Annotated in this window: 14 protein-coding genes; 13 read left to right on the top strand and 1 reads right to left on the bottom strand. The window is 34.3% G+C overall.

The window, feature by feature from the left end; all coding sequences use genetic code 11:
- Positions 1 to 17 precede the first annotated feature (17 nt).
- From ACEWK1_RS18005 to ACEWK1_RS18050, 10 genes are all read left to right on the top strand, one after another.
- On the top strand, positions 18 to 770 hold the full coding sequence (locus ACEWK1_RS18005) for a (S)-benzoin forming benzil reductase (protein ID WP_162987449.1): 753 nt from the start codon (positions 18 to 20) through the stop codon (positions 768 to 770).
- Positions 771 to 879: 109 nt separating this feature from the next.
- Positions 880 to 1,857: a sensor histidine kinase gene (locus tag ACEWK1_RS18010; RefSeq protein WP_212137670.1), complete on the top strand. Its 978-nt coding sequence runs from the start codon at positions 880 to 882 to the stop codon at positions 1,855 to 1,857.
- A gap of 211 nt (positions 1,858 to 2,068) precedes the next feature.
- Positions 2,069 to 2,599: an HD domain-containing protein gene (locus ACEWK1_RS18015; protein WP_121663291.1), complete on the top strand. Its 531-nt coding sequence runs from the start codon at positions 2,069 to 2,071 to the stop codon at positions 2,597 to 2,599.
- A gap of 67 nt (positions 2,600 to 2,666) precedes the next feature.
- The gene (locus ACEWK1_RS18020) at positions 2,667 to 2,906 is read left to right on the top strand and encodes a YuzF family protein (RefSeq protein WP_373995076.1); all 240 of its coding nucleotides are present in this window, start codon (positions 2,667 to 2,669) and stop codon (positions 2,904 to 2,906) included.
- A gap of 192 nt (positions 2,907 to 3,098) precedes the next feature.
- Positions 3,099 to 3,524 (top strand): MerR family transcriptional regulator, encoded by a 426-nt coding sequence (locus ACEWK1_RS18025; protein WP_232273821.1) that lies wholly within the window; start codon positions 3,099 to 3,101, stop codon positions 3,522 to 3,524.
- 48 nt (positions 3,525 to 3,572) lie between these two features.
- Complete coding sequence (locus tag ACEWK1_RS18030) at positions 3,573 to 4,256, top strand: zinc metallopeptidase (protein WP_121663290.1); 684 nt, start codon at positions 3,573 to 3,575, stop codon at positions 4,254 to 4,256.
- A 97-nt stretch (positions 4,257 to 4,353) separates the two neighbouring features.
- On the top strand, positions 4,354 to 5,703 hold the full coding sequence (locus tag ACEWK1_RS18035) for a hemolysin family protein (protein ID WP_121663289.1): 1,350 nt from the start codon (positions 4,354 to 4,356) through the stop codon (positions 5,701 to 5,703).
- A 239-nt stretch (positions 5,704 to 5,942) separates the two neighbouring features.
- Positions 5,943 to 7,052, top strand: a complete 1,110-nt coding sequence (locus tag ACEWK1_RS18040; RefSeq protein WP_121663288.1) for an AI-2E family transporter — start codon at positions 5,943 to 5,945, stop codon at positions 7,050 to 7,052.
- Positions 7,053 to 7,132: 80 nt separating this feature from the next.
- Positions 7,133 to 7,354, top strand: a complete 222-nt coding sequence (locus ACEWK1_RS18045; RefSeq protein ID WP_121663287.1) for a spore germination protein — start codon at positions 7,133 to 7,135, stop codon at positions 7,352 to 7,354.
- Positions 7,355 to 7,493: 139 nt separating this feature from the next.
- Positions 7,494 to 7,742, top strand: coding sequence for a YueH family protein (locus tag ACEWK1_RS18050; RefSeq protein WP_251397647.1), 249 nt, complete (start codon positions 7,494 to 7,496; stop codon positions 7,740 to 7,742).
- A 13-nt stretch (positions 7,743 to 7,755) separates the two neighbouring features.
- Here the strand turns inward: ACEWK1_RS18050 and hpaB are convergent, their stop codons facing one another.
- Entirely contained in the window at positions 7,756 to 9,201 is a 1,446-nt protein-coding gene (gene hpaB / locus ACEWK1_RS18055) for a 4-hydroxyphenylacetate 3-monooxygenase, oxygenase component (protein WP_251397645.1), read from the bottom strand.
- Positions 9,202 to 9,689: 488 nt separating this feature from the next.
- Here hpaB and ACEWK1_RS18060 point away from each other — a divergent pair, with 488 nt between their 5' ends.
- The 3 genes from ACEWK1_RS18060 to ACEWK1_RS18070 all read left to right on the top strand — a co-directional run bounded on the left by ACEWK1_RS18060 (position 9,690) and on the right by ACEWK1_RS18070 (position 11,844).
- On the top strand, positions 9,690 to 10,910 hold the full coding sequence (locus ACEWK1_RS18060) for an EAL and HDOD domain-containing protein (RefSeq protein ID WP_251397643.1): 1,221 nt from the start codon (positions 9,690 to 9,692) through the stop codon (positions 10,908 to 10,910).
- A 177-nt stretch (positions 10,911 to 11,087) separates the two neighbouring features.
- Positions 11,088 to 11,312: a hypothetical protein gene (locus ACEWK1_RS18065; protein ID WP_251397634.1), complete on the top strand. Its 225-nt coding sequence runs from the start codon at positions 11,088 to 11,090 to the stop codon at positions 11,310 to 11,312.
- A 391-nt stretch (positions 11,313 to 11,703) separates the two neighbouring features.
- Positions 11,704 to 11,844 carry a DegQ family regulator gene (locus ACEWK1_RS18070; protein WP_098795571.1) on the top strand — a complete coding sequence of 47 codons (141 nt, stop codon included), beginning with the start codon at positions 11,704 to 11,706 and terminating at the stop codon, positions 11,842 to 11,844.
- The last annotated feature ends 129 nt before the right edge of the window (positions 11,845 to 11,973 follow it).

Below are 11,973 nucleotides of genomic sequence, written 5' to 3' on the forward strand. Positions count from 1 at the left end.
AAAAAGGAGTGAAACTTGTGCACTATTACATCGTTACGGGAGCATCTAGAGGTTTAGGTGAAGCATTTGTAGAAGAAATTTTACAAAAAAATCATACAGTTATCTGTTTATCTCGATCAATAAATTCATCTCTAAAGCAGGTAGCTGAACAACGAGAATCTACAATACGTTTTGAAGCATGTGACTTATCTGACACTTCTCAGATTTTAAGCGCGATTGACAGGGTGTTGTCGACAATTAACTTTAAAGCAGCCGAACAAATTACATTAGTGAATAATGCAGGTACAATTAATCCGATTAAAAAGGGTGGGCATGCAAATGAACAGGATATTATTTCACACGTGAATGTAAATTTGCTTGCTCCTATGTTAATGAGTGAGGCACTATTAAAAGAAGCGGAGAAAAACTCAGTACATACAATTATCGTCAATATTACATCTGGAGCTGCAAATCGGCCAATTCCAGGTTGGAGTTTCTATTGTAGTACAAAAGCAGGGTTAAATATGTACACGCAAACAGTTGGTGCTGAGCTTATAGAAACAAAAGCAAATGTGATAACTATTGCATTTTCACCAGGAATTATGGATACAGAAATGCAAACAACAATTAGACAAGCAGAAGAAGAACAATTTTCTTCGCTCGAACAATTCAAGGATTTTCATGAAAAAGGGATGCTTAGATCAACAACATTTGTTGCTAAAACATTATATAACTTATTGAAGGGTCCCCTGGATAATGGAAGAGTATATGATATAAAAGAATTTATATAAACTTAAAAAGAACAAGATTTGTAAAAAAGATTCGCAAAAATTGGCAGATGATGTAATAATATCTATAGTGAAAAAAGTCGTTTTAACATAATTCTTACGTGATAATTTTGTGAACAGAAAGTATGAATACAAACAAGCAGAGGTGATGGACATAAAAAAAATAAAACAAAAAAGGTTTAGTACCATCATCTCTTTAACCGTTATTATCCTTTTGCTTCTTACTGTTATAAATTTATATGCTGCCTATTCATACATACAACAAACTGTTGATTTAATAGGTTCATTAGTACTTGATTCCAACATTGAGATCGTAGAAAAAATGAAAAAAGAGGTTTTACAAAATAGCATCCCTTATCTTATTTTTTGTGGTCTGTTTGTTTTAATTACCTTTACTATATTCATAACTTTTCAATATTTTTATAGAAAAGAAGAAAGATCACAAGTTGGAGATGCAGAAGTAACGTATCAGGTTGAATTTCAGTCAATGTTACATACAATGCGTTCTATTCGGCATGACTTTATAAACCATATCCAAGTAATTCAGGGGTTATTAAAAATTGGTAGAGAGGATCGGGCATTTGAATATGTGAATTCTTTAACTGCAGAAGTGGAAATGCTTGAATTGCCTGTTAAAGTCAATCATCCTGCCCTTTTCATTTTGTTACAATCAAAGTGGGTAAGAGCTCAAAACGATAAGGTTGATATGCATATACATATAGATCCTCATAATAGCTTCAAAAAGATGAATTCTATTGATTTGATAAAAATTCTTTCCAACTTAATAGATAATGCATTTGACGCAACGCTGGAGGGTACAGAATCAGAAAGGTTTATCAATATTGAAGCAAGAGAAACATCTACGACATACATATTTAAAGTGGAGAACATAGGTCCTGAAATTCCTCAAAACCACCTCAGTAAAATCTTCCAAGCAGGCTTTTCCACAAAACCTGAGAAACGAGGAGTTGCAAGGGGAGATGGATTAGGAATCATTAAAAAGGTGGTTGACCAATATGGAGGTTCGATTAATGTTAAATCGAATAAGCATTCCACTACATTTGAAATTAATATCCCAATCAAATCTTAGGAAACTATTTTAATAGTTTCCTTTTCTGTTTTCTAACAGAAAAGAAAGGGAAGAGCATGGAAATAAATGTTCCAATTCCATCTTTTTATCATATAAATATAAGAACATCACTAAAGTATAATAAGAAACTTGTAAGAAAAACTACCCTTTTACTTGAAGGGATAACATATATATGTTAGATTATTCTGAATATTAATGAAGGAGGATTACCATGCGACGAGTAAGTATCACCGATGTTTTTACACATCCTATTGCACAAAAATATTTGAATCGTTCCGGAGTTTCACACGCGATTACTGTTGCCCAATATGCTGTGCGGCTCGCCATTAAGCATGATGTAAATCCTGACATAGCAGCTAAGGCAGGATTGCTTCATGACATCGGACACTATGAATGGTACACAAATGGAGAATGGGATTATGAAGCATATCGAAAAAATGACATTCATGCCATTAAAGGAGCAGAACGGGCACATAAGCTTTTAATTAGACTCGGCGAAGACCGCAAATACGCTAAAGAAGTTGCTCTTGCTATTTTACTTCATACAGATTCTTATTTACCGGAAAACTCAATGAATAAAAACACATTACAACGCATTGTCCGAAAAGCGGATGAAATGGATGAGGAACCTTTTGGTAAACACCACTACAGAAAAATTAGCTATGAAGATGCCATAAAACAAATAGAACGACTTGATCAAGATATTGAGCAATTTATGACAGAGTATCGTAAAACAGTTTAGGTGTCTGTGGCATAGGTCTAGCTCCCCTCATATAGTGTAAATGAAAATAAGGGAGGGAGCTTTCATAATGAATTATCCTAATAACCAAATGCATAGTCATGGTGGCCCAGAAATGGTTACTCTTGTTGAGCCTTATGTTTATCAAACATTGCAAACTCTTGTAGGGAAAAATGCCGTTATTCAAACAACTCGTGACAGTTTAAGAGGAAAAGTAATGGATGTCAAACCGGATCACGTTGTCGTAAGAGTGGGAGATTCAACATTCTTTGTACGCTGTCAACAAATCGTTTCAGTTATGCCTGACTAATGATTGAAAAGCAGACCTATACGGGTCTGTTTTTTTATGATGAAACACTCATTTACATAATGCTAACTAAAAAGGTGACATAACTAATACACTTTAAAAATAAAGATTAAAATAACAAGTATAACGTTTGACTGTACGGTTAGGAGAAGATAAGATATTTGTATCAATTGTACGAGGTGATAAGATGGGGTTTTGCTGTATAAAATTGGTGAACTAGCAAAGGAAGCTAACGTCTCAAAAAGAACGATTGATTATTATACTCAAATTGGTCTTTTGAATGTTGAAACCATTTCAGAATCTAATTATCGTTTATATTCAGAAAAGGCTATTGAGGATATCCGGTTTATCGAAGCGTGTAAAGAACTTCACATGAGTTTACGGGATATTAAGGAACGTTTGGAGCTTAAGCGGCTGGATAAACAATCCGATGAAAAGCAAAAGCAGTGCTTAAAGCATGCTGAGATTTTGGCCTCTCATATGAAGCAACTTGAGCAAGAAATCAAAGAGCTCAAACCAATTTTTGATAAACTAAATGAAGATTCTCAAATGAAGATTTCTAATCAAATCTCTTCACAAAGCAAAGCTTTACTGAAGACATTACATTTACTATTACAATAGTTTAAAGAACACAAAAGTTGAGTTATGAAAAAGGAGGAGCGGAAACGAATGTTTTTCCACCCAATGGATTTTTTAATTTTTGCAGCATTAGGCTTATCAATATGGGCTCAATTTAAAGTGAAGGGTAATTTTAAGAAGTGGTCAGATGTTGCTGTTTCATCACATAAAACGGGTGCCGAGGTAGCGAGACATATTTTAGATCAAAATGGCCTATATCAAGTTAAGGTAGAGGCAGTTAGAGGAACATTAACTGATCACTATGATCCACTTTCTCGAGTTGTTCGGTTATCGGAACCGGTATATTATGGACATTCAATTGCTTCAGTTTCAGTTGCCGCTCATGAGGTTGGGCATGCCATTCAGCATCAGCAATCATACGGTGCTTTGGTGCTGCGTCATAAAATGTTTCCGGTTGTAAACCTAACATCTGGTATTGCCCCATTTTTATTAATAGGTGGATTCTTGTTAGGGCAACTAAACTTAATTGGTTTAGGAATCATTTTGTTTTCATTTGCGGTAGCCTTCCAACTTATCACTTTACCTGTAGAGTTTAACGCAAGCTCGCGAGCAAAGAAATTAATGGTTTCGGAAGGAATTATTACAAACAATGAAGAACATGGCGTTAATAAGGTATTAGGTGCTGCTGCATTAACGTATGTAGCGGGAGCATTAATGGCATTATTTGAATTACTAAAGTTCGTTATGATCTTTGTACAAGGTGATGAAGATTAATATCGTCTAAATTTAAATCTCTAGGAGGTGAAAGGAACTGTCTATTTTAAAAAGTGTAATAGTTTGATAGATACTCACGATTGGACAGTTCCTTATTTTGGATATAGTTAACCTGATTATTGTTGCGATTTTAATTGCAATTACCGCATTTTTCGTGGCGTCAGAGTTTGCGATCGTGAAACTAAGAAGCTCACGAATTGACCAGCTTATAGCAGAAGGAAATAATTCAGCACTTGCAGCAAAGAAGGTAACATCTAACCTAGATGAGTATTTGTCTGCTTGTCAATTAGGTATTACGATAACTGCGCTGGGTCTTGGGTGGCTTGGTGAACCAACGATGGAAAGTATCCTACACCCTCTTCTAGTCAGTTTTCATCTGAATGAATCAATTATAAGTGTATTAACATTCGTTATTGCCTTTTTAGTGATTACCTACTTGCATGTTGTGATAGGTGAATTGGCTCCAAAAACGGTGGCCATTCAAAAGGCTGAATTTATTACATTGCTCTTTGCGAGACCTTTGATTTTTTTCTACCGAGTCATGTTTCCGTTTATTTGGATATTAAACGGTTCTGCAAATTTACTTGTTCGAATGTTTGGACTTAAGCCAGCATCAGAACATGAAATTGCTCATACAGAAGAAGAGCTAAGAATTATTCTTTCTGAAAGCTATAAGAGTGGTGAAATCAATCAATCTGAGTTTAAATATGTGAATCGAATATTTGAGTTTGACGATCGAATTGCAAAGGAAATTATGGTTCCTAGAACTGAAATCGTAACAACATCAGTAGAGAAGTCTTTTCAGGAAAATCTTGATATTATGAGAAACGAGAAGTTTACTCGATACCCAGTAGTAAACGGAGATAAAGATCATATTCTTGGAATGGTAAATATTAAAGAAATCTTTACTGATTTATACTATTTAACACCTGAAGGCCGAAAAAATACGCTCATTCAAAAATATATTCGTCCAGTCATTCAAGTGATTGAATCGATCCCAATTCACGATCTTTTGATCAAAATGCAAAAGGAACGAGTTCATATGGCAATTTTAATGGATGAATATGGCGGAACAGCTGGCCTTGTGACGGTTGAAGATATTATTGAAGAAATTGTTGGAGATATACGTGATGAGTTTGATCAGGATGAGGTTCCTGACATTCAAAAGCGTGGAGAAAAACATTTTGTTGTCGATGGAAAGGTGCTAATCTACGAAATTAATAATATGTTAGGCTTAAGTATCGATGATGAAGATATTGATACTCTTGGAGGATGGATTCTGACTCAGAACATGGAAAGTAAGCAGGGAGATAAAATACTGTATGAAGGATTTGAATTTCATATTCTAGATATGGAAGGTCACCTGATTCGTTCTGTAGAAATCCAAATGGCCTCCCAACAAGGAGTAGAAGAAAAAACGCTTCAATTATTGGAAGCTGAAGAATAAATTCTAATACTAAAGTCAGTCCTTCACCAGGGCTGGCTTTATTTAGGTTAAAAGAAAAGATTGGTAAAGATCTAGTAAATCATGTACATTTGTAGTATATGAAAATTTGAATTATTTTGAAACAATTTCGAGGAATAGTCGTATATACTGTTAGATACAAATGTTTAATTTGCTTAAGGAAGGTTATAGATGACTATAATGAAATATAGATGAGGTCTATAGAAACTGGAGGAAGTAGAGTGTTTAGATCAAAAGTTCATTTTTGGACATTGCAAATTTTATTAATGTTATTAATTGTTTTTGTAGGAACAAGGGTTTCCTTTTTGTTTGAACCCATTATCGTTTTTGCATCAACTTTATTTTTCCCAATTCTTATTGCGGGAATTTTATTCTTCATTTTTAATCCATTAGTGAAGTTACTTGAAAAAGGAAGGGTTCCTCGTACGCTGGCTATCTTGATTCCTTACATTGTATTTGTTGGAGTTGTTTCTGGAATTGGTTCTTTTGTTGGACCAATTGTTACAGCACAGGTAACAGACTTAGTGAATAATTTCCCTACATACGTTAAACAGTTTACACAGTTTATTACTAATATGTCTCAAACACATTGGTTTACTTGGGTTATGGAGCAGGAGTATGTGTCTTTAAAGCAGATTGAAGATACATTGACTGGTTATGCGAAGAGCTTACCGGAAAATATTACAACAAGCTTCACAGCTGTGCTCGGAGTTGTAACGAACATTACCTTAACAATTATTACGGTTCCATTTATTCTTTTTTACATGTTAAAAGATGGTCATAAGCTTCCGTCAACAGCTGTAAAGGTTTTACCTTCAACATATCGTCATGAAGGATTGAAAATTTTACAAGATTTATATGAAACGTTAGCAGCTTATATTCAAGGACAGCTAATAGTGTCCATTGCTGTCGGGATTGGATGCTTCATTGGTTATTTAATTATAGGACTTGATTATGCACTTGTTCTTGGAATTGTCGTAGCAGTAGCAAATATTATCCCTTACTTAGGGCCTTTTATTGGTGCCGCTCCGGCTGTTATTATCGCTTTATTAGATTCACCGGGAAAAGCATTGCTTGCTGCTTTAGTTGTAACGATTGTTCAACAGCTTGATGGGAATTTCCTTTCTCCGTTAATTATCGGGAAACGCTTGAACACACATCCTTTAACAATTATTTTACTTTTAATAGGAGCTGGGAGTTTTGGGGGAATCATTGGAATGATTCTTGCTGTTCCAACGTATGCCGTGTTAAAAGCTGTTGTTTTAAATGTTATTCGATTAATCAAATTAAGATCTAAATATAAAGAAGAACTCAAGAATGCTGAGGTATAGGTTAGGAGAGAACCCTTTTCTCTCTTTTTCATATAATGTTGAACAATTAATTTTACATTTATGTTATAAGGAGGAAGGGTATGCCGGCATTAGTTGGACCTATCAAGCTTAATAGGATAGGAGATGCAGCTGTTTTTAAAGTAGGTGATACATTCAGTTTGTCACCTAAAAGTCAAGATGAGTCATCTGTTGGTGCAGGGGCATTAAATACAGGCGATTTTATCGAAGTTGAAAATGTGTTTGCTATCACAAATTTTGAAGATAGTGATATTGTGGATCAACCAAACACTTTTAATTTTTAAGATGTGTTAAATTATCATCTACTAGAACTGATTTAGGTGCCTACTAAATCAGTTCTTTTGTTTGTTGGATAGTGAATGCTGAAATTGAAACAAACATGAATTATAATAATGTCAGAGACTCCTGAAAGGATGAAGAATAGTGAAAATTAGAAAAGCAAATGTGAAAAATGGAGAAGAATTAATAACAAATGTTTATATTTATGAAAATAAAAAACAAGAATTCAGCATGATTGCCATCCCTGAAATTGAGTGGTCTACGACTGTTACCTATGAAGAGGGAAGAGAAGAACTTAGTGCTCGGCTTCAATCATCTTTATCGGAAAAAGTGGAATCTGATACTGCAGGTGAGCTTGCAGGTAAAATTGGACATTGGGTAGGGGAAATGTAAAGAGGCTTTGTCTTTAAGCCTCTTCTCTGTTTTGCTCTAAAAACGTTTCAACATCACTAATGTATTCCTCACGTGGGTACCCCTGGTAAAGGGTTGATGTTAGTCTTTCAGGATCACCAAAAAAATACCGTTCGTATTGTGTTTGTCTTGTTCCAAAGCTGCTCATCGTAAGATCCCATGCCAGGCGAAAGAGTTTCGCTTTTGTTTCAGCATCACATGCATACCCCTGACAAAAATGATCAATTTCGCTAACTAAGCTAGAAGCAAAATCCTCTTCTGAAGGTATAGCTACCATTCCTCCTGCACCTATCAATTGAATGATTTCAATCATTCGAGGGTAGAGCTTTGGGAAAATATTTGATGCAACAAATAGAGAGTGAACATATGGAACCATTGTCCCCCATTCGTCTTCCTTCGCTTCAAGCTCTGAGCGATCTAAAAGAGCCTTCATTGTTTCTAACCCAATAATCATTTCACTAATTTTTTCTTGAATATGATGATACTCTGTTACGTTTAAAACAGTGACCATTTTTTGTGCAAGACCAATTAAGAACTCTGTTTTTGTAATTTGTCTAATAATAACCTGGTGCAATGCTTGTGGTGTAAAGCTACTTCTTGCAAAAAGCTGATGTGCAAGATCATTGCGGTGATAAAAAATAACTCTTTCCCAAGGCACAACTACATTATGAAAGACAATCATCGTGTCCATTTCATCGAAACGAGAGGAAAGTGGATAGTTAAATTGGGAGTCGTCTTGATAAAAGGATTCACGGCAAATAAATTTAATTCCTTCTGCATCTGTGGGAATACTAAAACAAAAGGCATAATCATCGGTTTTACCCGTAGGTAAGATGAATACCTCGTCGGTCATTCCACCTTGTGTAGCTAACATCCTTGCACCGTTTACGATAAGTCCATCTGCTGTTTTTTCTGTTATTTTTGCAGCGATTGGTTGTGAAGATAGTTCCTGAAAATTTGTTGAACGATTCACTTGTGGATTGATAAAGCTGTGTGTGAAGGAAAGATCTTTTTCTCTGGCATCTTCATATATATTAAGTAGATTTTGACAAAACTCATCACCTTGTTCACGTAGAATAGTTGCTGAAGCTGCGAATGTCATTAATGCTGTATTTAAGTAATCAGGTGTACGTCCCATCATTCCTGCTGTTTTTTTTGCCCATGTTTTAATCATATATCTTCTTGCTTGTAGGTCTTCTTTCGTTCTGGGTTGCAAGAAAGATAGTCCAACACGTTCATTTGATGTAGGAGATGTAAAGGTCATTTTTTTATAAAAATCAGGGTGAACTTGAGTGTCATACAGAGATGCCTTTGATTGCATGGCACCTTTATAGACTGGGTGCTGAGAGAGCTTCCCTGAAATTCTTTCCCCCTTCATCCATACATCAGGATGTAGCTGATCCATGCGCTCCAAATATTGTTTACCATTAATTGCAGGCATTTTTTTCACTCCCTACCTATATGTCATTACTATATGAAAGGTTGGGTAGTGAGGTGAGCAGATCCATTGGATGAAAACGATGTTGGAAAATGAAGAATGATTTAGAGAGGAATGATGCTGTCTATGAATGAATAATGTAAGTAGTAATAAGAAAAATCTGACTGTAAGCGCTTACTTAAGGTTTAATAAATAATACCATGGAAAAAATAATGACTACAGATCTTTATAAAGGGTGTGAACACTATGCATGAAGACAATTTTTTTAAAGGAATGGCTTGGGCCACATTGCTGAGTGTACCATTATGGTTGTCATTTTTCGGATGGATGAAAATAACGTTAAGATTTTTGAGCCATTTATAATGGTTTTAGTCATACTATAGACCCGCAATTGTTAGTAAATAACCAAAATATGATTTATTATTAAGATAAATGTAGTAAAATAGAATAAATTGAAATTATTGGTTATTTTTTGTATCGGGGGTCAAAGCATGGAGGTTTTTGTTGCACGGCAGCCTATATTCAATATAAAAGAAGAAGTTTTTGCATATGAACTTTTATATAGAGGGAGTAAGGAAAATATATTTCCAGATATTGATGGAGACCTTGCTACAACGGAAGTCATTATTAATAGTTTTTTAAATATTGGTATTCATGATTTATCAGAAGGCAAACGTTGTTTTGTCAATTTTACAGATAGTCTGCTGAAATCCCGAGTACCAACATTTTTTAATCCCTCCTCTATTGTTATAGAGATATTAGAGAACGTTGAAATAAGTGAAGAGCTAATTCTTTCATGTAAAGAGTTAAAAGAATTAGGCTATACAATTGCGCTCGATGATTTTTATGTCCAAGAGCAATCATCCTTATTACCGAGATTATTACCTTATATTGACATGATTAAGGTTGATTTTATAAATACATCTAAAACAGAACAGAAAGCCATGGTTGAACGTTATCGTCCTTATAATATAGAACTGTTAGCAGAAAAAGTGGAAACGAGAGAAGATTTTTTATTTGCAAAGAAAACGGGATATACGTATTTTCAAGGGTATTTTTTTAGCAAGCCACATATAGTTTCAAGTTATGATGTTCCTTCTTATTTAAAAACGTATTATCATATACTTTCAGAAATAGCGAAGACAGAACCTAATATTGATAAAATTGCTTCTGAAATTGAGCATGATATATCTATGTCTTATAAGCTGTTAAAATTAATCAATTCACCGGCTTTTAGACCTGTTAATAAAATTGAATCAATCAAACAGGCAATTGTCCTACTTGGATTAAATGAACTAAAAAAATGGATTTATGTTATTTCATTAAAAAATATAAATTATCCAAAAGATATTAATATGCGAGAAGTAATTAAGTTATCCTTAGTTCGTGGGAAGTTATGTGAACAGATTGCCATTTATCTTGGGATAGGTCAGTCTGCCCCTTTCATGTTAACAGGGATGTTTTCATTAATTGATACATTGATGCATCGAAGTATCCAGGATGTGTTAGAGGACTTACCATTATCCGATGATATTCAAGATGCTTTGCTCGGGAAAGAAAACGATTTATATCAAGTGTTACTTTGGGCCGTAAGTATTGAAAAATCAATTTGGGATATAGAAGGTTTAAAAATACCAAAAGAAGAGATTAACCGCATTTATTTATCTTCTCTTGAATGGGCAACAAACCTTATGGAATTAGAAGAAGGGTAGATTACGAGAACGAGTGCGGGTATCTAACCCCGCACTTTATTTTTTTTTCTATATTCAATAATAATTGCAAATATTTAAAGGAAACTGTCATCAAACAGAGAATGTTAAAGATATGAGTGTACACATCCTATGACAAGTCCTCAAAATTCTCTTTATTCTAAGGAGGCTTGTAGATCGATGATGGTGCAGCCAACATTTTATGTGTTAGATGACAAAATGGTTGCGGTTTTTTCGGTATTAAAGGACAATTGCAAGGTGACAATGGAGTGTTTATATTCAAAAACAGGAATTGAGGATTACGCGATAGAGTATCATGGTCCTCAAGAAATGAAATCTCAGTTAATCGAATTAGCTGTTTCAGAGGCAGAAAACATTTATACAAAGACTATATTGTCTGTTTAAGATAGGTAGAGATCTATTTGGAAATAGGTCTCTTTTTTTGGCTGTTTTGAAAAGCTTTTCATTTGGTTTTTATGAAAACGATCGTGAGCGCAATGAAATGGACGATTTAGCTCAAAATATTAAATTAGGGCTACCATATACCCATAAAAACAAAATTACAGACGAAATGTTTATTTGTTAGGACTAAAGGCAGAAACTTAAATAAAAAAAGGTCGGTAAGACGAAGAAATATATAATTTGAACTATTGCGTTTGACTTGCGGCATCACGCATTGAGTCATAAGAATTATTTTCGGTGAAAAAATACCTTATTTAGATTAGAATTTAACTTATAGAAAGCAAACTAGGTTGGCCTTTACATTCGCTTACCAACAAATAGGGAGTGTGAAACTGTGAATCAACAAAAGATTGATGAAATGACACAGCTTTTATTAAAGATAGAACAAGAGTTAAAAGAATCAAAAGAATCGCTACAGCTTATAAATAAAAGTATCGATAAATATGACAAATTTGCATTTTTAAACGTATCTTAAGAAACTTGGGTAAAACCAAGTTTCTTTTGTTTTTTATTGACATAATTTGGCGGTTAGTTGAGAATGGAAGATGATTGATTTATTCAATGAAAGAGATTTTTAGCATGTAGTCATATAACCCTAGACAGG

Source organism: Metabacillus sp. YM-086 (assembly GCF_048059995.1).
Classification (GTDB): Bacteria; Bacillota; Bacilli; order Bacillales; family Bacillaceae; genus Metabacillus; species Metabacillus litoralis_B.

Excerpts from the sequence above, each read along its gene's own strand:
- ACEWK1_RS18065 (WP_251397634.1), top strand. The coding sequence starts at position 11,088 with ATGATGGTGCAGCCAACATTTTATGTGTTAGATGACAAAATGGTTGCG.
- ACEWK1_RS18015 (WP_121663291.1), top strand. The coding sequence starts at position 2,069 with ATGCGACGAGTAAGTATCACCGATGTTTTTACACATCCTATTGCACAA.
- ACEWK1_RS18030 (WP_121663290.1), top strand. The coding sequence starts at position 3,573 with ATGTTTTTCCACCCAATGGATTTTTTAATTTTTGCAGCATTAGGCTTA.
- ACEWK1_RS18060 (WP_251397643.1), top strand. The coding sequence starts at position 9,690 with ATGGAGGTTTTTGTTGCACGGCAGCCTATATTCAATATAAAAGAAGAA.
- ACEWK1_RS18020 (WP_373995076.1), top strand. The coding sequence starts at position 2,667 with ATGAATTATCCTAATAACCAAATGCATAGTCATGGTGGCCCAGAAATG.
- hpaB (WP_251397645.1), bottom strand. The coding sequence starts at position 9,201 with ATGCCTGCAATTAATGGTAAACAATATTTGGAGCGCATGGATCAGCTA.
- ACEWK1_RS18045 (WP_121663287.1), top strand. The coding sequence starts at position 7,133 with ATGCCGGCATTAGTTGGACCTATCAAGCTTAATAGGATAGGAGATGCA.